Here is a 25557-nt window from a genome sequence, read left to right on the forward strand (position 1 = left end):
GGGTTGCGGAGGACGTGCCGGGCGGGGGCAGAGCGGGGACACGGGCCGGCCAGAGGGTGGTCCAGGTGAGTTCGCCAACGACTTGTTTCTCCTGATAGCTAACGGTTCGGACGGGTATTCGATGCTGGGTCGCCAGGTCGGTCACTCGGCGGTATTCGGCCTGCGGGGAGAAGTAAGGCGTCACCTCTAGCTCGTCGACCCGACGGCCGTTCAGTACGCCGGCTAGTCCGCCAACGTGGTCGGCGTGGAAGTGCGTGAGCACGACGATCGGTATGTGCTCGACCTTCAGGTCGCGAAGGCAACGGTTCATGGCGGCTGGGTCGGGCCCGGTGTCGACGACCACGGCACTGCGCTCGCCTGCCCTGAGGACCATTCCGTCCCCCTGGCCGACATCGCACATCACGAGAATCCAGTCGCGCGGTGGCCAACCGAATGAACCGACCGGGCGCAGTACGGCGATGGCTAGGACTGCGAGGGCGATAAGCATCGCGAGCGGGCGGGCGAGGATGCGATGGAGGCCAACGACCAGGGCGAGACAGAGCAAGGTGAGAACGGTGACGCCGATTGCTGTTGCTGGCCAGGGGTTTGCGGCACCGGGAAGGTCGGCGCCTTGGCGGGCGATCAGGAGGATCCATTGGGCGGGCCAGCCTGCGGCCCAGCCGATGAGTTGGGCTGCGTCCGTGTTGATCAGCGCGACGCCTGCGGCGGCGAAGCCGAGGATGGTGGCTGGGCCGACTGCGGGTGCTGCGAGAAGGTTGGCGGCTACGGCGACAAGCGATACCTCGCTCGAGAGCCAGGCGACAACCGGCGTACAGGCTAGTTGGGCGGCTAGTGGGCAGGCGATGGCTTCAGCAAGCCAGGTCGGAAGCCAGTTGGCGAGGGCGTCGCGCCAGCCGGGACCGAGCAGGACGATGCCGGCGGTGGCTAGTACAGACAGGGCGAATCCGGCTGAGCGGGCGAGTGAGGTGTCGAGGAGCAGCAGCACGATGACTGCGCCGGAGAGGCTGCGGACTGCTCGTCTGCCACCGTCGCCGCTGGTCATGGCGGCTAGTGCGATCAGTCCCATCGCAGCTGCGCGCAGGACGCTGGGTTGTGGGCGGGCGAGGATCACGAAGACGACGACGGTCAGTACGCCGACCGCCGTCAGGCCCCGGGCGCGAACTCCGATCAGGCGGGCGCAGGGCAGGACGAAAGCGAGTAGGAGGGTGAGGTTGGTGCCCGAGACTGCGGACAGGTGGGTGAGGCCGGTGGTCTTGAAGTCTTCGGTGAGCTCGTCGGGCAACGCGGATTCGTCGCCCATCACGAGTGCTGGAACAAGACCGCGTACGTCGGGTGGTTCGTCGGCAACCGCTGCGCGGAGACCTGCCCTGACCTTCTCGGCGGCTTGGAGCCACCAGGTTGGGTCGTCCAACGGGCGAGGTGGCGTGCGGACGGACAGGGTCGCTGCCACATCGTCACCGTCTTGCACAGCTTCGAGTCGCCCAGTCGCCGCAACGCGTTGCCCGTAACGGACGTCCCGCCAGCTCTCCCCTGTAATCAGCAACACCGGCGTACGAACCCGCACGCTGTCCTCGGTAGACCGCGAGTGGACTTCTTCGATGATGGCTTGGAGGACTACGTAGGGCGGGCGGTGGGTGCCTGGGGAGCGGCGGAGGACGGGGTCGCTGGTGAGCTTTAAGTGGACTTCGACGGTGGCGGATTCGGCGGCGAGGGTGCGGATCGGGCCTGTCCGGAGGGTGTGGGTTTGGAGAGCTGCGGCGAGCGCCATGCCGGTCACCACGACGAGGACGCCGAGGAGAGCCCAGCCGCGCTGCGTCGCACGGGCATGCGCGATTGCTTGAGTGCGGCGGACCAGGACGACGGTGGTGATGGCGACGGTGAGGGTTACGCCGGCGGTCACGAGGCTGACGGCAGGGCGATAGGCGATCAGGAGGATCGCGGTGAGCCAGCCTGCTGCCGCGGGGGCGAGGAGGCGGACGTCCAACGGGGTGGTCGGCTCGACGGGGACGGCGTCCGACGTGGGGGCGGGGTCAGATGCGGACATGAGGTTTCAGCGAGTCGAACTTCTTGGGACCTACACCGGGGACCTCTTGGAGTTGGTCGACTGAGCTGAAGAGGCCGTTCTCCGTTCGGTAGTCGAGGATGCGCTGGGCAAGGACCGGGCCAACGCCGGGAAGCGCATCGAGTTGGGGCACGGTGGCGGTGTTGAGGTTGACCGGGACACCTGCCGCCGGTGCAGCACCGGGTGAGGAAGCAGGGGCGGTCGGGGCATTGGGGAGGCCAACGAGGATCTGCTCGCCGTCGGTGACTTGGCGGGCGAGGTTCACGGAGCTGAGGTCGACACCGCGGAGTGGACCACCGGCAAGGGTGAGGATGTCGGCGACGCGAGAGCCGGTGGGCGCGCGGACCAGGCCAGGGCGGCGAACCTTTCCCGCGACATGAATGACGACCGTGCCGGTCGGCGGTTTGCCGGTCGCACCTGGGGCCGTGGGTTGGGTGACGGGTGAGCCGGTGGTGAGGGTCGGTGGGCGGGCATCGGAGATAGGACTCGGTTGGGCTCGGACGACAGCCCAGACCCCCCAGCCCAGGCCGACAACCAGTACCGCCAGGAGAACCAGGACGTGGCGGAAGGACAAGGTCCAGCGGGTGGAGCGAACAGCTTCGGGAATCCAGCCAGGCATCGGTCGTCACTCTCCTCCGGTCGAGCACGCCGCCGGGCGGCGTTGTCGACAGAGAAAGTACGAGTTTCCGTACCCGCCTGAACCAACAATCCGAAGCCTGTGGAAAACCGGCCCCAGTTAGAGCGGGGAGACGACCACCGCGAGGAGGCCGGGGCCGACGTGGGCGCCGATGACGGCACCTACCTCGCGCAGGACGATGTCACCGGCGAGCGGGAGCCGGTCGGTGAGACCGTCGGCGAGGGTCTGCGCCTTCTCGAGATTCGCGAGGTGGTGGACCGCGATCTGGACCGATTCCTCGCCGGCGCGCTGGACGGCGATGTCGGCCATCCGCGCAATGGCTCGGCTGGAGGTGCGGACCTTCTCGAGCGGCACGATACGACCGCCCTTGATCGTGAGCAGCGGCTTCACGGCGAGCGCCGTACCGAGGAGGGCTTGGGCGGCGCCGATGCGTCCGCCGCGGCGGAGGTATTCGAGGGTGTCGACGTAGAAGTACGACGAGATGGTCGCCATGCGTGATCGAGCGGCGGCCTCGACGGCGGCCTGGTCCTCCCCTGCGGCTGCTGCAACAGCCGCGGCCAGCACGGGAAAGCCGAGGCCCATGCCGAGCGAGCGGGAGTCGACGACGCGGACCGGGATCGGGGATTCTTTGGCGCCGATCATCGCGGCCTCGAAGGTGCCGGACATGTCGCCGGACAGGTGGATCGAGACGACCGACTCGGCACCGGCCGCGGCACAGGCGGCGTACGTGTCGGCGAAGGTCTGCGGCGCCGGGCGGCTGGTCGAGACCGGCGTGAAGGTCTTCAACGCCTCCGCTACCGCGTCGGCCGAGGTCGCACCATCGTCGTACGACGTCCCGCCGATCACCACCTGAAGCGGTACGACGGTCAGCCCGTGCTTGAGCACCTCGTGTGTCGACAGCCCGGCTGTGGAGTCGGTGACGACGTGCACGCGGGCTGACATGCAGCGAGGTTACCGGAGAGTTTAGGGCGTGTCTCGCGGTCACGCGCCGTAGCGAGCAGGTGCTCGGTGCGGTGCATCGGTGCGCGGGGGCGAAGGGTGCGATGCGGAGCATCGTGCGCTTTGCACACGTGCGGCGAGGTGCCGTGCCGAGTGCCGCGCAGTAGGCGCGTGACCGCGAGACACGCCCTATGTCGGCGCGCGGTGTCAGTATCGGGAAGATGAAGGAATCAGCGGAGGAAGTCAGCGAGTTGCAGGCGCTTCTCGACGCCTCGATCGGGCGGTCGACAGCGCATCTGCAAGCCATCATCACGGACGAGCGGCAGCTGAGCGCCGCTGACCTGGTCCAGCTCCTGACCGGCATGCGAGTGCTGAATCTGGCGACCGTGACGAAGGGTGGTGAGCCGCGGATCAGTGCGGTCGACGGGCATTTCCTGCACGCGCGCTGGGTGTTCACCACGGCCGGCTCGGCCGCGAAGGCCAGACACCTGAAAGCCAGACCGGCAGCGAGTCTCTCGTACGTCGACGGTGAGCGGCTCGGCGTGTTCAGCCACGGCGAGGTCGAGTTCCTGACTCCCGAGCACCCGGACTTCGCAGAGATCGAGGCGCATCTGGTGGCGCACTACGGCAGCTCGCCGTCCACCTGGGCCGAAGACATCGCGTACTGCCGGTTCCAGCCGAGCTGGATGGTCGGCTACGCCTTCGACAAAGCGGCGGTCACACAGACCAAGTGAGGTGAAGGCCGACCCCTCCGGAAGCCTTCACCTCACTCTGTGCTGACTCCCCCTGGATGTCAGCCAAGTCCGTGCCTCGCCGGGCTACTCCCCGTGCCGGTCCCCAGAACCGGTTCGACCGCGAGCCCGTCGAGGTCTCGGGAGGCCCCAGCGGCCAACCACGCCGGCAGGTGACCAGACCCACCAGCGTCCCCGTGTCAGCCGAACCTGCACTCGTCCCCTGTGTCGTGTGCCTGTCCGTTGCTGGGACCTCGCCCCGGGTGCGGTGCCCTGACGGTGCACGGCAACCGGTTCGAGCAGGACAGATCCGCACTTGTCAGCACTCCGGAGCTCTCGACAGCCGGTCGGCGCCCCCACCAACCGGCCACCGGATGCCCTCCGCGTCGCCTTCACCGAACTCGACGGCAGCTGAACCGGCTTCCGTGGCCTCACACGGATCACCCGCCCTTTCGCTGCCCTGTACCGCTCGGTGTCGGACTCTGCTTCGTGGAACCTGCCCTACGGCTGTAATCCTCGTCCGGGCAGCCATGTCCGGACGAGGCAGAACAACCGGCAGTTACCCGGCAGCTTTAGCGGTTCAGCATCACGAAAGGGCGACTAATACGTCAGCAGCCAAAACCTGTACGGCGGCCGCCGGATCCGACTGCGGCCAGCCGGCTGACTGCGCGGCCCGCTCGCACGACTCCTGCAGGACCGCCCAGGCGGTCGGCAGCATCGGCGGGTCCATCGTGCGCTGCCAGGCCAGCAGCTGCCCGCACAGGGCGTCACCAGCCTCGGTCTTGCCGAGCGCGTGCAGGACCGCGACCGCCTCCGGCAGGACCTGGAGCAGGTAGACAACCCGGCCCTCGGCCAGCAGCCGACTGACCGTGTCCCGAATACACAACCGAGCCTGCTCGGCCTCGCCCGCAGCACGAGCCAGCCGGCTGCGGTAGAGCATCACCAGGTAGTCGAAGTACCCGCGATGCCCGCGGATATCAGCCTCGGCCGCATCAAGCAGCCGCCGCGCCTCGTCGTACCGGCCGTCGTGGAACTCGACCATGGCCAGGCACCCGGCCACCTTGGTCCGCTCAGGGTCGTCAGACGCCTGCGCATCCCGGGCAAGCTCCGCCCAGCGCCGTGCCTCGGCCACGTTCCCCAGCTCGAGCTCGACTCGACTGAGCGCCATGTACGCGATCTCGTCCGGATAGACGCCCGGGTTGACCAGTGCGGCCTCCCACGCGAGCAGCAGCTCCTTGGCCTCGGGCAGTCGACCCCAACGCAGCAGAGCGAGCCCGCAGATGGCCTGCACCGTCGCCGACCTCTGTACGTCGCCGTGCTTGCGAGCGTCATCGACCAGCGCCGGGATCTCGGCGAGACTCTGGGTGTCCAGCAGGTGCGAGCCGGACGACACCCAGCCGCCACGGGCGACGAGCCCCATCTCTGACTCCCCCGGAACCAGCTGCCGGGCCTCGCCGTAGTGCCGCCGCGCCCCATGCACGTCACCGGTCAGGTTGGACAGCCGACCGGCGATCGCCAGCAACATGCCGCCGACTTCCTTGTCCGTGACGTTGTCCGCGCAGACGGTCGCCCAACGAATCCCGCTCTCGGCCACACTCGCCTGGTACTGCCAGGCGATCCGGAACCCGAGCACGATCCGCGCAGCGACATCCCATTGCGCCAGCGCCGACGCACGCTCCAGCGCCACCTCGAACAGCGCCGAGTTCGCATTCGCCGCCCGGTAGCGCCGGTCGCGGTCCGGCGAGGACCAAGCACCCTCAAGCCCCGCGACGTACGTCGTACACCACTCGACCGCTCGGTCCTGGAACTCGGTGAGGTCGTCGTCCTGCGAAGTCAGCCCGGCGTACGCGTGCTCCCGGATCGTCTCCAGCATCTTGTAGCGAGCGCCGTACAGCTGCTCGAACTCATGCACCGGCTGCAGCAGCGATTTGTCCACCAGCTCAGCCAGCAGCATCGGCACGTCGGCTGCGTCGATCGGATACCCCGTACACACCCCGACCACCGCGTCGAGTGTGAACGGCGACCCCAGCACCGAAGCGCGGTACAGCAACTGCCGCGCCGCATCCGACAGCGCGTCGACGCTCCACGCGATCGTGTCGGCCAGCGTCCGCTGATGCGGCGCCCCGAACCGCCTCGGCCCGGACAGCAGCCGGAACCGGTCGTCCAGCGCAGCCAGTATGGTCTCCACCGACAGTGACCCGGCCCGCGCAGCTGCCAGCTCCAGTGCGAGCGGCAGGCCGTCCAGTCGACGGCACAACCGCGCCACAGTACGAGCGTTGTCCGCAGTCAGCCGGAACTCCGGCCGGACCCGCGCCACCCGCCGGATGAACATCTCCACCGCCGGACTGGCCGCGATCTCGGCGAAGTCCTCGTCATTCGACGGCACTCCGAGCACCTGCACCCGCCGGACCACCTCATCGGGCAGCCCGAGTGGGATCCGCGAAGTCACCAGTACGCCGACGCCGGGGAAGCTCCTGACCATCCGGTTCGCGACTGTCGCCACCCCGTCAAGCACATGCTCGGCGTTGTCCTCGACGATCACCAGGTCACCCGGCTTCCGGCCGGACAGTACGTCGTCCAGATCCGACGTACCGGGCGCGGTGCCGAAGGCATCCAGGATCGCGGACGTGACGGCCGCATCGCGCTGGACGGTGGTCAGGTCGACGACCACGACAGTCGTGTCGGCTCCGGAGAACCGGTCAGCCGCAGCGAGCGCCAGCTCGGTCTTGCCGACCCCGCCGGGGCCGACCAGAGTCACCAGCCGGTTCTGCCGCAGGAGCTGCTCGAGCTCCAGCAGCTCGTCTTCGCGGCCGACCAGACCGTCCGGGATCGGCCGCGTCCCGCGCCAGCGCAGACCGGTCGGCGCCGGATCGGCGACCGAGACCACCGCTTTCGGTGCCGAACCGCGCCCGGCAGCAGTCAGGAAACGTGCTGCGTCCTCCGCGCCCAGGCCGAGGCCGCTGCTGAGCAGCCGGACCGAGTCCTTCCGGGGACGAGCCACCCGGCCGGCCTCGAGCTCGCGGATCGTCCGCACGCTCAGACCCGCCCGCTCGGCCAGCTCCTCCTGGGACAGCCCTGCCTGCACCCTGAAGTCGAGCAAGAGGTCGGCAAAGCTCCGCCCCTGACTGTCCGTCTCCGACAAAGCCCGTCACCCCCAAACGTTCCCGACACAACATAGCGTGGGCGGGACGCTCGCGTCGGGCTGATCGGCGTGCGGGACGGCGACCTCGATCACACCAGGTCGTTGCGCGCGGCAACCACCTGGAAGCGAAAAGGGATCTTCAGGCGCTCGCGCGCGCCGGTACGTCGTCGGTCGCGTAGAGGGCGAACACGCTGTCCCAGTCGTCGCGCCGGGCCAATGCCTCGGCGTGACCGAGCTCGGCGTTCACCCGGCTGCCCGCGCAGATACCCTGCGTCGCGCGGATCAGAAGTTCGGCGCAGTGGTCACGCACGGTGTCGAGGGCTGCCATGTCCACCAGTGAACAGGGAGCGTGTTTCGCCTACGTAACGGTGCGGGCAACGCCACGATAAGTCACTAAGTATTAACCTGCGAGGAAAGACAGTCTGACCTGGCGCTCGGGGTTGTCGACGTTGGTGTCGACCAAACAGATCGACTGCCAAGTGCCCAGCGTCAGCCGCCCGTCGAGCACTGGCACAGTCGCGTACGGCGGAATGATCGCCGGGAGCACGTGGTCCCGGCCATGGCCCGGCGTACCGTGCCGGTGCCGCCAGGCGAAGTTCCGGGGCAGCAGCTCCTCGAGCACCCGGAGCAGGTCAGTGTCGCTGCCCGCTCCGGTCTCCAGGATCGCCAGACCGGCCGTGGCGTGCGGCACGAAGACGTGCAGCAGACCGTCGCCACGACCGGAGACGAACTCCTCGCACCGGCTCGTGAGGTCGAGAACGACCTCACGAGTTCCGGTCCGGACCGAAATCAGTTCCGAATCCAACGGTGTCAGCTCCAGCTAGGCCGGGACGATGTTGACCAGCTTGGGCGCCCGCACGATCACCTTGCGGGTGCCGCGGCCGTCCAGGGCCCTCACAACCGCCTCCGAGGCCAGCGCCAGCTGCTCCAGCTCGGCGTCGGTGATGTCCGGTGCGACCTCCAGCCGGTCCTTCACCTTGCCGGCGATCTGGACGACGCAGGTGACGGTGTCCTCGACCAGCAGCGCCGGGTCAACCACAGGCCAGCCCGCCTTGGCGACAGTCGGCTCGTGGCCCAGCTCCTCCCACATCTCCTCAGCCGTGTACGGCGCCACCAGGCTCAGCAGGATCGCGGTCGTCTCGACCGCCTCCCGCACCGCCGGGTCGGCGGCACCAGGACCGGAGTCGATCGCCTTGCGGGTCGCGTTGACCAGCTCCATGACCTTGGCGATCACGACGTTGAAGCGCATCGAGTCCAGCAGGTCGGTCGCGTCCGCAACCGTCCGGTGCGTTACCCGCCGCAGCGCGACGTCACCGGTCGCCGGATCGGTCCCGACCGGGGACTCGACCGCACCGGCCAGCCGCCAGGCGCGCTGCAGGAACTTCAGCGCACCACCCGGCGACATGTCGGCCCAGTCGATGTCGTCGGCCGGCGGACCGGCGAACACCATCGTCAGCCGGACCGCGTCAACACCGAACTCGTCCAGCTGATCGCCCAGGTTCACACCGTTGCCCAGGGACTTGCTCATCGACTTGCCCTCGTTGATGACCTGACCCTGGTTCAGCAGCCGAGTGAACGGCTCAGTGACCTTCAGCAGGCCCATGTCGTGCAGCGCCTTGGTGAAGAACCGCGCATACAGCAGGTGCAGTACGGCGTGCTCCTTGCCGCCGACGTACTGGTAGACCGACATCCAGCGCTCGGCCATGCCCGGGTCGAACGGACCGTCGGTGTACTCCGGCGACAGGTAACGCAGGAAGTACCAGGAGGAGTCGACGAAGGTGTCCATCGTGTCGGTGTCGCGCTCAGCAGCGCCACCACACTTCGGGCAGGCCACCTCGACCCAGTCGCGAGCAGCGGCCAGCGGGGAGACGCCCTTGGGCGACAGGTCCGAACCGCGCAGGTCAGGCAGCTCCACCGGAAGCTGGTCGTCCGGAACCGGCACCTCGCCACAGGCGGGGCAGTGGATGATCGGGATCGGCGCACCCCAGAAGCGCTGCCGGCTCAGCAGCCAGTCGCGCAGCCGGAAGTTGATCGTCCGCTCGCCCAGACCCTTGTCCTCCAGCCAGTCGATGGTGCGTGACTTGGCTTCGGCGACCTCCAGCCCGTCCAGGTTCAGCTCGGCGTTCGAGCTGTTGATGGCCGGTCCGTCGCCGGTGAAGGCCTTACCGTCGAAGCCCTCTTCCGGCTGCACGGTGCGGATGATCGGCAGGTGGAACTTCTCGGCGAACTCCCAGTCCCGGCTGTCCTGACCCGGGACGGCCATGATTGCGCCGGTGCCGTAGTCGGCCAGCACGTAGTCGGCCGCCCAGATCGGGATCCGCTGACCGGTGACCGGGTTGACGGCGTACGAGCCCAGGAAGACACCTGTCTTGTCCCGGTCGGTGCTCAGCCGCTCGATCTCGGTGGTCGCCTTGACCGCGCGCAGGTACTCGTCGAAGGCGCCCTGCTGGTCCGGGGTGACCAGATCGGCCGCCAGCTTCGCGTCCGGGGCGACCACCAGGAAGGTGGCGCCGAACAGCGTGTCCGGGCGCGTGGTGAACACCCGGATCGGCTCGTCGCGGCCCTCGACCTGGAACTCGGCGAACGCACCCTCGGAGCGGCCGATCCAGTTGCGCTGCTGCAGCAGGATCTCTTCGGGCCACTGCAGCTGGTCCATGTCGTCCAGCAGCCGCTGCGCGTACTCGGTGGTCTTGAAGTACCACTGCGTCAGCTCGCGCTTGGTGACCTCGAAGCCACAGCGCTCACAGCGCCCCTGCACGACCTGCTCGTTGGCCAGCACGGTCTGGTCGTTCGGGCACCAGTTCACGAACGACGCCTTGCGGTAGGCCAGCCCACGCTCGTAGAACCGCGTGAACAGCCACTGCGTCCACCGGTAGTACTCCGGGTCGGACGTGTGCAGGCGCTTGGACCAGTCGAAGCTCATCGCGTACCGGCGGATCGACTCCGCCTGGGTCTCGATGTTGGCGTAGGTGTAGGTCGCCGGGTGCTCGTTGCGCTTGATGGCCGCGTTCTCGGCCGGCAGGCCGAAGGAGTCCCAGCCGATCGGGTTCAGGACGTCATAGCCCTGCTGGAACCAGTAGCGCGACAGCACGTCGTGCAGCGCGAACACCTCGGCGTGACCCATGTGCAGGTCGCCGGAGGGGTAGGAGAACATCGTGAGCGCGTAGCGCCGCTCGGCCGAGCCGTCGTCCTTCGCCTTGAACGGGTCCAGCTTCTCCCACACCGGACGCCACTTGGCCTGCATCGCATTGAAGTCGTAGCCACCCCGGTCGATGGGGGTGTCCTCCACCTGCTCGCTCACGGTCTTACTCTCCCGCTCGTGTCTGTAGTTGAGCCCCTGAAATGAAAAAGCCCCTCGCTCAGGAGGGGACGCCGTACGGGCCGGCGCACTGAAGGCGCCTGAATGCCAGTACGGCTAACTAAGGAGCAGGCTCACTCGCATAGGCCAACGATAGCACTAGACGAACTCCGTTCCGCCGGAGCGACGGTGGTCGCCGGGGGTGCGCCCGTAGTGGCGTTTGAAGGCGGTGGAGAAGGGGCGGACGTCTGAATAGCCGCAGGCCCGCGCCACCTCGGTGACTGTCAGGGCCGGGTCCAGCAACAGCTGAGCGGCCAGCTCGAGCCGCAGCCGCCACAGCGTCGCCATGAGCGACGTACCGGTCTGCTGCGTGAACAGCCGCTCCGCATGGCGCTCAGACAGGTGTACGACGGCCGCTACGTCCCGGACCGTGATCGGCCGGGACAGGTTGTCCCGCAAGTGCCGCTGCATCGCCTCAACGACTAGCAGCCCGCGATCCCGCCGTACGGGTTCCACAGCCAGGTCGTCGTCCAGTGCGAACGCACGGGCAGTCTCAAGAACCAGAGTGGAGCCAAGTGCATTCAGTACGGCGCTATAGCCGGAGACGGGGGTGGCGGCCTCGGCGGCGAGTGCGGTGATCAGTGCGGGCAGCGCGCCCACCCGGTTAGAGAGCACCGGCCCGTCGGCGCGCGTGAGCCCAGACCACCAACCCGGCTCATCCGAGCCCGGACGGAAGGTGAAGCCCCAGAAGGCGATCCCCAGTGGCTCACTACGGCTCGACTCGATCTCGTGGACATCACCTGGTCGCGCTAGGAACACACTGCCCGGCTGTACGTCGTACAGGGTGTCGCCGTTGTTGAAGCGACCACTGCCGGAGTACGCGAGGCAGACCTCGTGGAACGAGTGGCTGTGCCAGTAGTTGCGCCAGTACTCCGGCCGGTAGTGCCCCCAGCTCAGGAAGTCCGCGCGGAACCCGTCGACCTCGCAGGACTCCAGTAGTCCACCGAGGTCGACGAAACGGTCCGCGTCAGCGAGCTCCGCGAGCGTCAAACATTGCTCCTACCCGTCGGGTCGACTCCTCGCAGCATCATGCCCTGCCCGAGCGACCACTCGTGGGTCTTCACCGTCGGCGGGTCCGACGGGTCGCGGTACTGCACCAGCCAGGTGGTGCGCGGCTGGTCGCTGACATTCACCCCAGACCCGTGCACCGTCAGGTAGGTGAAGAACAGCACGTCCCCCGCCTCAGCCGGCTGCGGCGTCGCATCATCAAACGGCACATCAGTCAGGTGGAACGACCCCTCCGGATCGTGCTCCCGCGGCCCAGACTTGTGGCTGCCCGGAATGACCCGCACACACCCCTTCTCGACCGGCGCGTCATCGAAGTGGAAGATCGCCGCCCCCACCCGGTGATACTGGTGCGGAAAGAACGGGTAGTCCTGATGCAGCGGGAACGGCGACCCGTTCTCCGGCGGCTTCACAAACAGCTTGGTGTGATGCAACTGAACGTTCTCCACCTGCATCACCGCAGCGGCCACATCAGTGAACCGAGGATCAACCAACAGCTTCGCAAACTCCGCATCGTAGAACTGCGCATCATGCAAATGCTGCAACCGAGTAGCGCCATCAGCCAACCCCATCGCAGACTGCCACGTCGGGTCGTCCTCACGATTCAACTGCGCCAGCAGATCGTGGCTACGGCCGCGATAGTAAGCCGCCTCCTCCTTACTGAGCAGGCCTTTCACCAACACGAATCCCTGCTCGTCATACTGCGCAGCCAGGCTCGACAGCTCGGCCCTGGCGGGCGTGATCGTCATCTCGAAGCTCCTCCTGTTCGGGTCCTTCGAGCGTAAGAAAATTGGCGCCCGTCAGGGAGGACCCCGCCGGACGCCGATGTTTCTCAAACGGACATGCTCCGACTGGGTGCAAGGATGCTCAAGTGACAGCACTCCTGAACTGGGCCGCCTTCGAGCAGACGCTGACAGACGCGTTGACAACGGCTGTCCGGTCGGTCATCACCACACACCGCGACGAGCAGTTCTACGCCGCGGCACTCGCCGGCATCTACCGCGAGCAGAACGCCTTGATCGCGCTGCCGACGCTTGGCCTCAACAGCATCCAGGCACTCAGCAAGCACCCGGTCGAAGACCAGCCGGACCTTCGCTGGAGCGTCCTCGACTGGGAGCACGTCGACGACGACTGGTTGCCTGACGCCCGCAGTTGGGAGCAGGCCCTCACCGCGGAGGCCTGCCGGGACACGACCGCCCACTGGGAGTCGACCTTTCAGCGGTATCTGATGCTGCTCGTCCGGGTCTGCCAGGCGGTCCGGCGTCGCAGCCAGGACCTCCTGATACTTGTCCTCGACGACGAGCACCACGAGCTGCTCATCCGGGACACGCTCACCCCGAGCGACGTACGCCGGTACTTCCCCGAACTCGACGTACGAGCGGCCGAGGCGGCACAGGTCGCCGCGCTTCCGGGAGACACGCGCGCCGCGTACTACGTATCTCGCCTTGACTCGTTTGACAGCGAAGAGGCCGAGTCAGCGCTGCGCCGACTCGGTCCGGCGGCAGTGCCCGCGCTCGTCGAGATGCTCGCCGTCTCGCAACAGGCTTGGCAGGCGGCGAAGCTGCTCGGCGAGATCGGTCAGGCCGACGACAGCGTCGTTCGCGCACTCGACGCCGCGCTGACACGATGCTCCGGCCCGGACCAGGCGTGGATCGCCAGCGCTTTGTCGTTCCTCGGCCGCCTGGATCTCGTATTCAGCAAGCGGAACCAGCTTCCACACGATGTAGTCGTTACCGCCATCTGCGCGCCGTACACGAGCTTCCGCAACTACACGCTCGCTCCACGCCCGCTCGACTACCGCCCCCTGGAAGAAGTCTTCGAGCACCACCCCGGGTACGCCGCCGCCCTCGCCGAAGAGCTCGCCCCCGGCCGCGGCCACTGCGACCTCTCCCCAGCCGAAGCCGCCGAGGCCAACCGCGCCCTCACCTCATCCCACCCAGCCGTCCGCCGCCACGCGGCCCTGTGTCTGGAAGCCCTGCACAGATAGGCCCAACTCGAGGCTGTTGTCTTGACCTGGGTGATTGCTGTCAGTGATAGTCGTTTGCGACGGTGGCACCTGACTTGAGGAGCAATTTCATGCAAACTCAGCCGGTTGGTGACGACCTGCAGGTTCACTTCTATTGCAAGGACCCGCAATCGAAGACGGCAGACGACTGCCCGAGCTTTTACCAGACCAGCAAGGGAAGCTGGGTCGTCCAGGGCGATGCCCTTGGCGACGAGGTCGGGGCTCAGCTACGGGGACTCAAGGAGAGCGAGACCTTCTTGGAGATCCCGCAGACGCTGGTCGATCGGTTCGTCCAGCAGTACGTCGAGGAGAGGTATGGAGTCGATCTCGGTCCAGCGCCGCGGTGAGCTGGTCAACCAGACCTACGACTTGCTGAAACTGGAGTTGCGCGACAGCTACAAAGTCGACGAGGAGGATCTGGCAGCCTGGCGCGCCCGCGACTACGCAACGCTCGAGGCCTCGTACGGCGGCTGGCGTGATGCTGTTGCCACCAGACTGGCTCAAGGAAAGACACTGCGCCGCGTCCGGGTCGTGTCCGAGCCCTTGTCCGAATACCAGCAGATGTCGCTGCGGTTCAGTGGCTCGGCAGTAGACGCCGGCGAGGATCTGCGCTGGCTGCCCCGGCGACTGGTCTCGGCCATCGCCTTACCGGGTAATGACTGCTTCGTCCTGGACGGCCGGATGGCGATGTTCAACATCCTCGATGGTGACAACGATCGGTCGGAGATCCAGTTGGACACCGAGCCGGAAGCCGTGAAGTTCTGTCTCGAAGCCTTCGAGACAGCCTGGTCACTTGCGGTGCCGCATCACGAATACCGCCCGCAGGAAACATCCCGGCTGCCTTGAGGCAGGACGCGTCCGACGCCAAGGTGGCCTTCGGACTCAAGTTGCGCGATCTGCGCCGAGACGCAGGCCTGAGCGGCCGTGAGTTCGCTCAGGCCACCGGCCTGCACAACACGAAAATCTCCCGGATCGAGCACGGTCGGCAGAATCCGTCCGAGGACGACATCCGGGCCTGGTGCATCGCCTGCGGCGTCGCGCGCCGGATCGACGAACTGGTGGCCATCCATCGCGAAGTCGAGCAGATGTGGGTCGAGCACCGTCGCGAGCTCCGCAAGGGTCAACGCCACATCCAAGCCCGGGGGGAGGCCCTGTACGCCCGAACTGGCCTGCTCCGCGTCTACGAGGCGATCGTCGTACCGGGCATCCTGCAAACAGCCGACTACGTACGCGCCATCCTGACGATCAACGCGTCGGTGCACGGCCTGCCGCTGGGTGAGGTGGACAGTGCGGTCGACGCGCGGCTGGCCCGTCAACACCTCCTGACGATGGGGAACGGACGGAACAACTACTCCTTTGTCATCGAGGCCGGGGTGCTCGGCTACTGGTTCGGTGGCCTCGAGGTGATGCGCGAGCAGCTCGACTTCCTGGTCGCAGCCACTCGACTGCCGAACGTGGCGCTCGGGATCATTCCGCCCGGCCCGCGGACGATGTGGGGCGGTGAGTGTTTCTACATCTTCGACGACCTGATGGTCAGGAGCGAGATGTGGACCGGCGCCTTCCGCGCCACCCAGCCCGAGGAGGTCGAGTTCTTCAGCCAGGTATTCGGCCGCCTCCGTGACCAAGCCGTGTACGGCGACGAGGCGCGCGATCTCATCACGGCCGCGAAACAACAGCTGCAAACTGCTGAAAACTTCTAGCCAGCCGGTCGAGCTCCTAGCGAGGGTTGCAAGTGCCGTTCCACTCGCCACGTCTCGAGGAGCCTTCATGAGCACTCCGCCGTACGCCGTACCGTTCGGAGCCCGCTTTCTTGCGTCGCCAGCAGCATCCCGCCCAGTCGCACCGCCGATGTCCTACAGCGCGAAGCTGCAACTCACTGTTTCGAGCACAGGGAACCCCTACCACGCGATCGCCGCGTCGTTGCCGGAGACGAGCACCGAGACCGACACCGGTGATGGTCAACGACCGGGCTCGGACAGCTCTACGGACAACTACTGACCCATGAGCACGATCCTGGTCCTCACGAGCCGCGATGACCTTACCGCCGACGCGGTGATCGACGAGCTTGCCGTCCGCGGCGCAGATGTCGTTCGCTACGACACTGCGGACTTTCCGTTGTCTTCCCAGCTCGCAGCCTCCCTTGGCCGACGCGGATGGGAGGGAACCCTGACGGGCGACCGCACGATCGACCTGGACTCGATCAGATCCGTCTGGTGGCGGCGGCCCGCCGAGTTTGCACTGCCCGACGACTGGCCCGACGAGGCACGAGCGTTCGCAGCTTCCGAAGCGAGAGTCGGACTTCTCGGCGTACTGGGTTCGTTGCCTGCACGCTGGATCAATCATCCGGCCAAGGACTCGGCGGCGAGCTACAAGCCAGTTCAGCTAGCGGCAGCAGCCAGTGCCGGCCTGGAGGTACCGCGCACGATCATCACGTCCGATCTGGATCACGCCCGGCAGTTCATCGGAACCGAGCAGGTCATTTACAAAGGCCTGAGCGGCGGTGTCCTGACGCCTGAGCGGCGGCACCGCTACCTACCGACGACTCCACTCACGGCAGCAGACCTCGACGCCGGTCTGGCCGGGACCGCCCACCTGTTTCAGGAGCGGGTGCCCAAAGCCTTCGAGTGCCGGCTCACTGTCATCGGGCAGCGGATGTTCCCCGTTGCGATCCACGCCGGGTCTGACGCAGCGAGACTGGACTGGCGGACCGACTACGCGTCGCTGACCTACCAGCGGATCGAACTACCGGCCGAGGTCGAGAAAGGTGTCCGGCTGCTGATGGATGATCTGGAGCTCTTCTTCGGTGCTTTGGACTTCGCCGTGACTCCGGATGGCCGCTGGGTGTTCTTCGAGGTGAATCCAAACGGCCAATGGCATTGGCTGGCGGCAAAGGCCGGCGTACCGATGGTGGATGCGATGGCCGATGCCCTGCAGAGACGGGACTATTGATCGATGCATGACTGGACCGCAGCGGCGCGGCAGCTCGCCGCACAGGTGACCGGTGAGGCGCCCGAGTGGTACGACGCAGTAGCGGCGACGCCGCGGCATCGGCTGGTGCCGCGATGGTGGGAACCGGTCGCCGGAAGCTACCCGCCGTACTGGCAGCTCATCACCACAAGCGCTGACGGCCCCTACTCCAACAAAACGCTCGTGACGCGGGTCGGTCGCCAGCATGCAGACCACGCGACCGAGGCAGACCACGGGACGGGCGCTCCCACCTCGTCCTCCACACTGCCCGGTCTGATCGTCGACATGTTGCACCTTCTCGATCCGCAGCCCGGTCAGCAGGTGCTGGACGTCGGCACCGGCTCGGGCTATTCGGCTGCCCTGCTCGGTCACCGGCTCGGGGACGAGCTCGTGACCAGCATCGACCGGGAGGACTACCTGGTCCGAATCGCCAAGGAGCGGCTGGCCGGATTTGGGCGGGTGCCGACCATCGAGGTCGCCGATGCGACGACGACGCTACCAAGCGGGCAGTACGACAGGCTGATGGCGACTGTGTCGGTCAGGCCAATCCCTCCGGCCTGGCTCGAAGCCCTTCGCCCAGGTGGTCGGATCGTCACGACCATCGCCCAGACCTCTCTCCTCATCAGCGCCGATCTGGACGACGACGGAACGGCGTACGGACGCGTGCTTCCCGGCCCGGCCAGCTTCATGCGGGCCCGGCAGGGTGCCGATTACCCGCCGCGCTTCGACGACGTGTACGCCGCGGCTCGTGACGCCTCCGGAGAAGAGATACGCCGCGTCGAGGGCAACGACGTACCGGACCTGTGGACCGACTGGGAGCTGCGCTGCCTGTACGAACTCGAAAGTCCCGACATCGAGCACCGCTCCGCCACACTCGACGACGGCAGCCGCATCATGTGGTTGCTCAGCCCCGACGGATCCTGGGCCCGCGCCGAGCAGGCCAGCGGGGTCGTCCACGAAAGCGGCCCTCGTCGCCTGTGGGGCGAGCTCGATCGAACTCGCTCCCGCTGGTACGACGCGGGCCGCTTCCCTCTGCACCGGATGTCCGCCGAGTTCGGCCCCGAGCGCAGCGTTCTTCTCAGCCCGGACAAGGACTGGCAGTTTGAACTCTGAGCGCGTCGGGGCCGCTCGAGCGCGGTTACAGGCCGAGCTGTCCCAACCGCACGGAGATCCGGGGATCCGTGGAGACCACCGGGGCCTCCTTCAGCACCCAAGGGTCGCCGCCGAAGTAGGTCTGGAAGATCTTCTCCGCCGTCCGCGTCGCCAGTGCCTGGGACGTGAGCGTCGGGTTCGGGCCGCCAAGGCCGTTCGGCAGAGCTGAGTTGTCGGCGATGAAGAGGCGCTTGACGGCGCGGGACTCGCCGCGGGCATCGAGGACCGAGTTGTTCTCGGACTCCCCCATCCGCATCGACGACTGGACGTGCAGGATGAGCGGCGCCCAGTCGATCCGGTAGACCTTCTTGGCACCGGCTCCACGCAGCAGCTCGGCTGCCTTGCGCGCCATGAACTCGCGGTTCTTGAGCGTCCGCTTGGTGCGTTGGCGCTGTTTGAAGGTGACCTTCGGGATCGGGCCGTTCTCGTCGGCCGGCAGCGCCGACAGGGTGACGCGGTTCTGCGCCTCGACGTCGTCGTCGGTGATCACCAGCACGGTCAGCAGTTTGTCGATGCCGCCGCTGAGCAGCTCCTTCAGCTCCGGGCCGGCGACTCGTCCCGCCGGTCCGTCCCACGGCCCGGTCGCGCCGCGGCCGTTCTTGTACTGCCCACGGATTCCGCTGTCCGACAGCGAGGCCGAGAAGGCGCTCAGCGCCGGCGGCAGGCCGACGTTCTCCAGACCCCCGTACGGCGGGTAGTCCAGCCGCGCGCTGGATCCGACGCCCTTCGGGTTGCCGGTGTAGTCGTCGAACGACCCGATCATCCAGTCGAAGAAGTGATCGGTGTACCCGCGCCCAACCCAGTCGTTCGGATTGGGCAGACCGCTGTTGAACCACAACCGTGGGTTCTCGGTGCAGCCACCGGCCATCACGACGACCTTCGCGTCCTCGCGGTGCTCGTCACCGGTGACGTTGTCGCGCCACGTCACGCCGGTCGCGGTCAGGACGCCGTTCCGCTTCTCGGAGTGCACCTGCGTCACGTAGGCATCCGCGATCAGCTCAGCTGGGCGGCCACCAGTCGCCCAGACCTCAGCGGTCAACGCCATCGGCACATAGCTGTTATCGGTCGAGCGCTTGGCGAATTGGTTGCGCGGGGCCCCCTTCGGTCGCATGCAGCCCTGGAAGCAGTAGCCGCAGAATGTGCAGCCCTTGGCCTGCGGGAAGTTCAGCAGGTTCTTGTCCGATGTCTTGCCGGCCGTCCCCTGCGGTTGCAGGATCGCGTTCTCCTGCGGCCGGTACGACGCCCGCAACGTTGTCTTGGTGGTCTGGACGGGCAACCCCATCGTCTCAGCGCCCTTGAAGAACAGCTGTTCCTTGTGGCCCATCGCCGCCGTCTGGACCGGCATCAGCGCCTCGACCCATTCGAAGTACGGAACCATCTCCTTGTACGTGAACGGGAACCGATGGTTCACGTCGTACTCGTTGCGGTCGGCACCGTCGTACCCCTTGAAGACCCCGGGATACGCACGCGGGTAGTTGCCGTAGAAGTGCTGCGTCGTCCCGCCGACACCGGACAGCTGCCAGACGAACGAGTTCTGCGGCCACTCGCGGTACCAGGCCGGCTTCGACCGATCGGTCGGGCCGAGCCGGAAATACCCACTCAGCGGATTGTTCGCGTCGTTCTCAAAAGTCGTCCACTCGTCCCGCGGCTTCGCATGCCGCGGCCCAGCCTCCAGGACCAGTACGTCGAGCCCTTTCGCCGCAAGCTCCTTGGCGACGACGGGGCCACCACCGCCGGCTCCGATCACAATGACATCGCGCATCAGTCGTGCACCTCCGTACGCCCTTGGTAGTAGCCGATGAAGTCGTCCCAGCCCTCGACCGGACCGTCCGGCTGGTAGCCCGAGAGCTGCCACGAGACCGGCCGCCCCTTGAGCTTCCGCGTCTTCGGATCGAAGACGGCGTACTCGCTGTAGGCGCCGAAGGTGCCGAACTCGATCAGCGCACCGCCGACGAACTTGAGCAGGCCGGAGACCGACTCCTTCAGCGGCTCAGGGAACTGCACGTCCAGCAACGCGACCAGATCCGCGTCGGTCTTCTCGATCAGCTCGAAAGCAGACGCCTTCTCGGCATACGTCAGTCGCGCGAACGGCGACAGGTGCGGACCGTTCACCGCGAGCGGGTTCACCTGGGTCGCCATCAGGTTGAGCAGCATCGCGATCGGCAGCGACAGCGGCAGCGCCTCGTCACTCTGCAGGAGCGCCGCGAGCGCCTTGTCGAGCTGCCGCAGCTGCGGGGGCAGCAACTCCAGCCCGGGCAGGACGATCCCGGTGTCGGCCAGGCCGGTCACCATCGCCGCACCGATCGGCTGCGCGAGCGCGTCCGGGAACGGGACGAAGTTGTCCAGCGACTCGATGATGAAGTTGGTCGCGCCGGACTCCATCGCGCCGGGAGTCTTGCTGACCGTGCCCTGAGTGCGCGAATACGCATCCGGGCCGGGCTGGCAGAAGACCGTCAACCCGTTCATGGTGTCGCGGGCGAGCGCCGCGAGGACAGGGCGGAGAAGATCCACCGTGGGCGGAAGAAGGGGATTCGTGGCGGCGTCAGCGGGGTTCAGCAGGCTGCGCGTGAGCAGCCCGCCTCCGCCCAGCGCCGCGCCCAGAATCCCGATCCGGGCGAGAAACGCCCTTCGGGCAAGAGGAACTGCTGTAGGCATACGGGTCCTTCGGCAGATGGGGGCCACGCCGGAGTCCCGCAGGAGGTGGAACCACCGGCACCACTGGTCCTACAACGACCAGTGGTGCCGGGGAGTCACTCGCTTGTTGTGACCGGTACGGCGATCGGCCGCACCCGCGCCCACAGCACGAACAGGGCCGCGAACACGACCATCGCGATCCCGCCCCACAGGTCGATATTGAGCCCGCTACTTGTTCCAGAACATACCGAGGTTGACGTCCTCCCCGCCCTGAAGGACGGGGATTCCAGCCGCTATAGAGGTAGCGAACTGCGGTTCACGCTTCGACGAAACTCGTACCGACGTCTCTCGGCGTGCGCTAACGGCCCGTCCGGCCGCGATGTTGACTGCTGCGTTCACGTCCGCGTTCGCCTCATGCCCGCAGGCCACACACCGGAACGCCGCTTGGCTCTTGCGGTTCTCCGGTGCGCAATGCCCACAGACGCCACAGGTCTGCGACGTGTAAGCGGGATTGACTTTCTCGACCCGTCCGGGCGCCTTGTGCTCCAAACGGGACACCAGGCCGCCCCAGCCGTTGGCCAGGATCCCGCGATTGAGTCCGGCCTTGGCACGACGGCGGTTCGGTGCATACCTACCTGGTTGATCCGGATCAGGTTTCGGCCTAGGTCGTCTAGTCATTTGGGCGATATGCAGGTCCTCCACCCGGATGACATCGAACCGTCGCGCCAAATCTGTACTGGCCTTCTCCAACCAATCCTTGCGACGGTCGCCGGCCCGCGCAGACAGCTTCGCGATCGCAGCCTTTACCCGTTCGCGGCGTTTGGAGCCGCGGCACCGGGCCAGCCGACGTTGCAGACGCTTCAGCCTCGCTTGTTCGGTCTCCGACAAACCAGGGCAGATCAAAAGTTCACCGGTGGATAGCGCGGCCGAGACCGTGACACCGCGATCCACGCCAACGACCTCACCGGTACCAGGCCCGGGAATCGGCGGCGGGACGACGGCGAACGCGAGATGCCAGCGACCGACCCGATCGCGGGTGACCCGGTACGACCTCGCATCCGGGACGGCACGGGACAGCCGGATTCGCACCCAGCCGACCTTCGGCACGTTCACCGCGGCCCACCTGCGGCTCAGCCGCACTATCCGCGACGCCTGAGAACCGACTATGCGGAACCCCTCGCGCCTCCCGGCCTTGCGCCACGTCGGCCGCCGACTGAGACCCGCGTAGAAGTTCTTGGTGGCTTGGGCGAAGTCTCGCAGCGCCTGCTGCTGAACGGTATGCGACCCTGCCCGCAACCAGCCGAACGTGGCCCGCGCCTCGGTCAGCTGCTTCGATTGCTCGACGTAGCCAGGCGTCGCGCCTTTGTCGCGGCTCCACATCGACCACTGCTCAAGAGCAAGATTCCACACGTATCGAGCATGCCCGCACTGCTCCAGCAACGCAGCGTGTTGCGTCGGAGTCGGGTACATCCGGAACCGGGACATACCTTGACTCAATCATCCAGCACCGACAATTTCTGAGTCTCGCAGAGACGGGAGTCGCTGCACTGCTGGATATCGGAGCCTTTTCAACAACCAGAACGATGGGTTCTGGACGCGTCCTCTGCATCTGCGTCTCCACCCGGATCTCCACCCCTGGACGGTCCTGCGGAAAGGGGGTACCCACTTAGCGTCGGAGCATGTCCTTCGGAACCCTGAGCAACGCTCTCGTCGTGATCGCGATCGTGGTCGTGGTCCTCATCCGCCGGATCTCCTGCTCGGAGCTCAAGAACTCCGACGCCGACGCCTGGCGCGGTCCGCTGATCCTCTGCGGGGTCGGCGTCTACCAGATCTACGGCAAACACCAGTACGGCGCGATCGACGTCGTACTGCTGGTCATCGGAGCCGTCGTCGCCCTGGCGGCCGGCTACGCGTCCGGCATGGTCGCGCAGGTCGAGCGGCGCGCCGGGAAGGTGTTCTTCCGGCTCGGCATCCCCGGACTCGGCATCATGGTGGCGTACCTGGTCGTCCGCCTCGGCCTGGCCGGTGCCGGGCACCTGCTCGGCGCCGCGACTACGGTCGGCGGTGGTGCACTGATGGTGAGCCTGGGTGCGAACCTGCTGACCCAGACACTGGTGATCCAGAGCAAGGCACACCGCGAAGCAGAGGAGTACAGCGTCCGTTGAGGTCAAGTGGGATGCACGGCGACAGCGGCTGGCTCGGCCGCGTGATGACCGCGGCGGTCGCCGTCGGAGTCCTCGGTACGGCGCGCCCTGCCGATCCGTGGGTGTGGTTCGCCCTCGGCGCCGGCCTGCTCGCGTTCCTCGCCGGAACCGTCTTGATGGCCGTCCGCCCGCGGCTCACGCTCGTGCTGCTGATCACGGTCGCGATCGTCAATTCGCTCCTCGCGGGGTATCCGGACTCGAACTCGCTGGTCCTCACTCTCCTCTCCATCACCACCATCGTGGTCGTCGACCTGAACCGCACCGGTATCCGCCCGATCATTGCCGTCGGCATCGGTGTTGCGCTCGGCTTCGCCGTGTCGATGTGGTGGTTCGACCGGCCCGAGAGTTGGCTGCTCACGCAGTACCTGTGGTCCACCATCCTGATCGCCTTCGGCCTGAACCGCCGCCAGTACGAGATCCAGGTCCGGCAGACCCGCGAACTGCTTGCCCAGACCCGGCTCGCCCAGAGCGAGCAGGCACGCGCCGCAGCGTTGGACGAACGTGGCCGCATCGCCCGCGACCTGCACGACGTGCTCGCCCACTCCCTGGGCGCTCTGAGCGTGCAGCTGGAAGTTGCCGAGGCCCTCCTTTCCGAGCGCCGCGACGTAGACGGTGCTCTCGAGCGAGTACGACGCTCGCGCCGCCTCGCCGTACAAGGGTTGGACGAAGCGCGAAACGCGGTCGCCGCCCTGCGCGCCGACGAGGTCCCGGACCTGCCGCAAGCACTCGCCACACTCGCTCAGCAACACGAAGCCGACCACTCGGCATCCGTCCACCTGAACATTGCAGGCGCTCCCACCAAGCTCGACTCCGGCATCATCGTCGCGCTGCTGAACGCGGCCCGCGAAGCACTCACCAACGCCGCGAAGCACGCGCCCGGTCAAGCAGTAGCCCTCACACTCTCGTACGGCGGCAGTGTGCGGCTGGAGGTTCGCAATGCGGGTCCTACCAGCGGCGAGGGGTTCGGGTTGACGGGGATGCGGGAGCGGCTGGCGCTGGTGGATGGGACGCTGACGGCGGGTGCGGATGGGGACGACTGGCTCGTGACCGCGGAGGTGCCGAGTGAGTGAGACGATCCGCGTGATCGTGGCCGACGACCAGCAGGTGATGCGGGAAGGGCTCGTTGCGCTGCTCGAACTTCTCGACGGGATCGAGGTCACCGGCGCTGCGGCGAACGGCGCCGAGGCCGTCGACCTCGTTGCTCAGGGCAACGTCGATGTCGTGCTGATGGATCTCCGGATGCCGGTCCTCGACGGCGTCGGCGCAACCGCCCGGATCACCGCCGAGTTTCCGCAGGTCGCCGTACTGGTGCTGACGACGTACGCCGATGACGCGTCGATCGCCACCGCGCTCAGAGCCGGGGCACGTGGCTATCTCACCAAGGACGTCGGCCGGGTCGAGATCGGAGCGGCGATCAGGTCAACAGCAGCAGGTCAGTCCACCTTCGATCCCGAGGTGAGTAAGCGGCTCATCGCCGGGCTTGCGCCCGAGCCGGCCGGCAACGACGGCCTCACCACCCGCGAGACCGAGGTCCTCAAGCTGATCGCGCGCGGTCTCAGCAATCCCGAGATCGCCGCGCAACTCTTCATCAGCGAGGCAACGGTCAAGACCCACATCAACAACACATTCGCCAAGATCGGCGCCCGGCACCGCGCGGATGCGGTCCGGTACGCCTATCGCCAAGGGCTGGCGTCAGATCTTTAGCTCGGCAACGACCGGGCGGTGGTCGCTGCCCGTGGAATCCATCACCCAGGCCTTGGTCGGCTGCACACCGCGCACCAGGATGTGGTCGATCCGCGCCATCGGGAACGCCGACGGCCAGGTGAACCCGAACCCGTGCCCGGCCGCGCCCTGCGCCGAGCGCAGCCCGTAGGTCAACGGCGCCAGGCTGCGATCGGTCGCCGTACCGTTGAAGTCGCCCATCACGATCACACCGGCCAGCTTCTCAGCGGCGATCTGCCGGCCAAGGGCCTTGATCGTCTTGTTGCGCTGGTCCGACGTGAAGCCGCTGGTCCCGATCCGCACCGAGGCGAGGTGCGCGACGTACACCGCGACCTTGCCCTCCGGGGTGTCGACCTCGGCCCGCAACGCCCGGGTCCAGGCGAAGCCGACGTCGACCGACTCACTCTCCTCGACCGGGTACTTCGACCAGAGCGCAACCGTGTCCCGCGTGACCTGATAGGGGTACTTCTTCGCGAAGGCCGCCTTGTAGATCTTGAGATCGGCCGCGGTCAGCTCCTCCAGCGCAACAATGTCGGCGTCGGCGGCGAGCAGATCGGTCGCCGTGCGCTTCGGGTCCGGGTTGGCCGCATCGACGTTGTGTGACAGGACGCGCAGGTCGTAGGCACCACCGGTCGACTGCGGGATCAGCTGATTGCCGAACATCCCGCCCCACACGATTGCGGGCAGCAGCAAAGCCACGCCGGCGATCGCAGAACGCCGTACCAGTGCAGCAACGGCAAGGATCGGTACGGCGACGCCCACCCAGGGCAGGAAGGTGTCGAGCAGACTCCCCATGTTGCCGAACGAATTCGGCACCCAGCGGTGGAAGAGCAACGGGGTTGCGGACAGCACCGCAAGCACCGCGATGAACCAGCCTCGACGCCACTTGTTGCCGTTCTTCCGCGCACGACGGGCGGTGGCCCGTTGCGGCGGCCGTTTGGGCGCGAGTGTCGCGGTGCTGTTGGACATGATCCGATTCTTGCGGACACAGCGGCTCAG

The 25557-nt window shown here is 67.0% G+C and carries 24 protein-coding genes; 11 read left to right on the top strand and 13 right to left on the bottom strand.

Features of this window, described 5'->3' with window-relative positions; all coding sequences use genetic code 11:
* From E1263_RS04400 to E1263_RS04410, 3 genes are all read right to left on the bottom strand, one after another.
* The coding region (locus tag E1263_RS04400; RefSeq protein WP_132165619.1) for a ComEC/Rec2 family competence protein at nucleotides 1-2044 on the bottom strand (2044 nt) is incomplete at its 3' end.
* Nucleotides 2031-2681, bottom strand: coding sequence for a ComEA family DNA-binding protein (locus tag E1263_RS04405; protein WP_132165621.1), 651 nt, complete (start codon nucleotides 2679-2681; stop codon nucleotides 2031-2033). The genes E1263_RS04405 and E1263_RS04400, both read right to left, overlap by 14 nt.
* 117 nt (nucleotides 2682-2798) lie before the next feature.
* A complete protein-coding gene (locus E1263_RS04410) occupies nucleotides 2799-3641 on the bottom strand; it encodes a DegV family protein (protein ID WP_132165623.1) in 843 nt (280 codons plus the stop codon).
* A gap of 218 nt (nucleotides 3642-3859) precedes the next feature.
* Here E1263_RS04410 and E1263_RS04415 point away from each other — a divergent pair, with 218 nt between their 5' ends.
* Nucleotides 3860-4372 carry a pyridoxamine 5'-phosphate oxidase family protein gene (locus E1263_RS04415; RefSeq protein ID WP_132165625.1) on the top strand — a complete coding sequence of 171 codons (513 nt, stop codon included), beginning with the start codon at nucleotides 3860-3862 and terminating at the stop codon, nucleotides 4370-4372.
* A 583-nt stretch (nucleotides 4373-4955) separates the two neighbouring features.
* Here the strand turns inward: E1263_RS04415 and E1263_RS04420 are convergent.
* The 6 genes from E1263_RS04420 to E1263_RS04445 all read right to left on the bottom strand — a co-directional run bounded on the left by E1263_RS04420 (nucleotide 4956) and on the right by E1263_RS04445 (nucleotide 12623).
* Nucleotides 4956-7511, bottom strand: a complete 2556-nt coding sequence (locus tag E1263_RS04420) for an ATP-binding protein (RefSeq protein ID WP_132165627.1) — start codon at nucleotides 7509-7511, stop codon at nucleotides 4956-4958.
* Nucleotides 7512-7650: 139 nt separating this feature from the next.
* The gene (locus E1263_RS04425; RefSeq protein ID WP_132165629.1) at nucleotides 7651-7839 is read right to left on the bottom strand and encodes a hypothetical protein; all 189 of its coding nucleotides are present in this window, start codon (nucleotides 7837-7839) and stop codon (nucleotides 7651-7653) included.
* Nucleotides 7840-7911: 72 nt separating this feature from the next.
* The gene (locus tag E1263_RS04430) at nucleotides 7912-8316 is read right to left on the bottom strand and encodes a secondary thiamine-phosphate synthase enzyme YjbQ (protein WP_202868714.1); all 405 of its coding nucleotides are present in this window, start codon (nucleotides 8314-8316) and stop codon (nucleotides 7912-7914) included.
* Between the two features lie 15 nt (nucleotides 8317-8331).
* Nucleotides 8332-10812 (bottom strand): leucine--tRNA ligase, encoded by a 2481-nt coding sequence (leuS, locus tag E1263_RS04435; RefSeq protein ID WP_202868715.1) that lies wholly within the window; start codon nucleotides 10810-10812, stop codon nucleotides 8332-8334.
* 156 nt (nucleotides 10813-10968) lie between these two features.
* Complete coding sequence (locus E1263_RS04440; RefSeq protein WP_132165633.1) at nucleotides 10969-11859, bottom strand: helix-turn-helix domain-containing protein; 891 nt, start codon at nucleotides 11857-11859, stop codon at nucleotides 10969-10971.
* Nucleotides 11856-12623, bottom strand: a complete 768-nt coding sequence (locus E1263_RS04445) for a phytanoyl-CoA dioxygenase family protein (RefSeq protein ID WP_132165635.1) — start codon at nucleotides 12621-12623, stop codon at nucleotides 11856-11858. The genes E1263_RS04440 and E1263_RS04445 overlap by 4 nt, the downstream gene beginning before the upstream one ends.
* Before the next feature lie 122 nt (nucleotides 12624-12745).
* On the opposite strand from E1263_RS04445, the gene E1263_RS04450 reads away from it, so the two are divergent.
* The 7 genes from E1263_RS04450 to E1263_RS04480 all read left to right on the top strand — a co-directional run bounded on the left by E1263_RS04450 (nucleotide 12746) and on the right by E1263_RS04480 (nucleotide 17959).
* Complete coding sequence (locus tag E1263_RS04450; protein ID WP_165956462.1) at nucleotides 12746-13861, top strand: DUF4303 domain-containing protein; 1116 nt, start codon at nucleotides 12746-12748, stop codon at nucleotides 13859-13861.
* An 89-nt stretch (nucleotides 13862-13950) separates the two neighbouring features.
* Nucleotides 13951-14226 carry a hypothetical protein gene (locus E1263_RS04455; RefSeq protein ID WP_202868716.1) on the top strand — a complete coding sequence of 92 codons (276 nt, stop codon included), beginning with the start codon at nucleotides 13951-13953 and terminating at the stop codon, nucleotides 14224-14226.
* Nucleotides 14195-14725 (top strand): DUF6879 family protein, encoded by a 531-nt coding sequence (locus E1263_RS04460; RefSeq protein WP_132165639.1) that lies wholly within the window; start codon nucleotides 14195-14197, stop codon nucleotides 14723-14725. The genes E1263_RS04455 and E1263_RS04460 overlap by 32 nt, the downstream gene beginning before the upstream one ends.
* Nucleotides 14722-15579, top strand: a complete 858-nt coding sequence (locus tag E1263_RS04465; RefSeq protein WP_165956463.1) for a helix-turn-helix domain-containing protein — start codon at nucleotides 14722-14724, stop codon at nucleotides 15577-15579. The genes E1263_RS04460 and E1263_RS04465 overlap by 4 nt, the downstream gene beginning before the upstream one ends.
* A 67-nt stretch (nucleotides 15580-15646) precedes the next feature.
* The gene (tgmA, locus tag E1263_RS04470) at nucleotides 15647-15877 is read left to right on the top strand and encodes a putative ATP-grasp-modified RiPP (RefSeq protein WP_132165643.1); all 231 of its coding nucleotides are present in this window, start codon (nucleotides 15647-15649) and stop codon (nucleotides 15875-15877) included.
* A gap of 3 nt (nucleotides 15878-15880) precedes the next feature.
* Nucleotides 15881-16828, top strand: coding sequence for an ATP-grasp ribosomal peptide maturase (tgmB, locus tag E1263_RS04475; protein ID WP_132165645.1), 948 nt, complete (start codon nucleotides 15881-15883; stop codon nucleotides 16826-16828).
* 3 nt (nucleotides 16829-16831) lie between these two features.
* Complete coding sequence (locus E1263_RS04480) at nucleotides 16832-17959, top strand: methyltransferase domain-containing protein (protein WP_132165647.1); 1128 nt, start codon at nucleotides 16832-16834, stop codon at nucleotides 17957-17959.
* Nucleotides 17960-17984: 25 nt separating this feature from the next.
* Here the strand turns inward: E1263_RS04480 and E1263_RS04485 are convergent, their stop codons facing one another.
* The 3 genes from E1263_RS04485 to E1263_RS04495 form a co-directional block, all read right to left on the bottom strand.
* On the bottom strand, nucleotides 17985-19760 hold the full coding sequence (locus E1263_RS04485) for a GMC family oxidoreductase N-terminal domain-containing protein (protein ID WP_132165649.1): 1776 nt from the start codon (nucleotides 19758-19760) through the stop codon (nucleotides 17985-17987).
* Nucleotides 19760-20653: a hypothetical protein gene (locus tag E1263_RS04490; protein ID WP_132165651.1), complete on the bottom strand. Its 894-nt coding sequence runs from the start codon at nucleotides 20651-20653 to the stop codon at nucleotides 19760-19762. Before E1263_RS04490 ends, E1263_RS04485 begins: the two co-directional genes overlap by 1 nt.
* 207 nt (nucleotides 20654-20860) lie before the next feature.
* Nucleotides 20861-22117: an RNA-guided endonuclease InsQ/TnpB family protein gene (locus tag E1263_RS04495; RefSeq protein WP_132165653.1), complete on the bottom strand. Its 1257-nt coding sequence runs from the start codon at nucleotides 22115-22117 to the stop codon at nucleotides 20861-20863.
* 194 nt (nucleotides 22118-22311) lie between these two features.
* On the opposite strand from E1263_RS04495, the gene E1263_RS04500 reads away from it, so the two are divergent.
* From E1263_RS04500 to E1263_RS04510, 3 genes are read left to right on the top strand one after another with little or no spacing between them, the layout of a single operon-like run.
* On the top strand, nucleotides 22312-22797 hold the full coding sequence (locus E1263_RS04500; RefSeq protein ID WP_132165655.1) for a hypothetical protein: 486 nt from the start codon (nucleotides 22312-22314) through the stop codon (nucleotides 22795-22797).
* 11 nt (nucleotides 22798-22808) lie between these two features.
* Nucleotides 22809-23906 (top strand): sensor histidine kinase, encoded by a 1098-nt coding sequence (locus E1263_RS04505; RefSeq protein WP_132165657.1) that lies wholly within the window; start codon nucleotides 22809-22811, stop codon nucleotides 23904-23906.
* The gene (locus E1263_RS04510) at nucleotides 23899-24540 is read left to right on the top strand and encodes a response regulator transcription factor (protein ID WP_132165659.1); all 642 of its coding nucleotides are present in this window, start codon (nucleotides 23899-23901) and stop codon (nucleotides 24538-24540) included. The genes E1263_RS04505 and E1263_RS04510 overlap by 8 nt, the downstream gene beginning before the upstream one ends.
* Here E1263_RS04510 and E1263_RS04515 read toward each other — a convergent pair.
* Nucleotides 24529-25527 (bottom strand): endonuclease/exonuclease/phosphatase family protein, encoded by a 999-nt coding sequence (locus E1263_RS04515; protein WP_132165661.1) that lies wholly within the window; start codon nucleotides 25525-25527, stop codon nucleotides 24529-24531. The two genes, E1263_RS04510 and E1263_RS04515, sit on opposite strands and share 12 nt — an antisense overlap.
* Nucleotides 25528-25557 lie beyond the last annotated feature (30 nt).

This window comes from Kribbella antibiotica (assembly GCF_004349055.1).
Taxonomy (GTDB): domain Bacteria; phylum Actinomycetota; class Actinomycetes; order Propionibacteriales; family Kribbellaceae; genus Kribbella; species Kribbella antibiotica.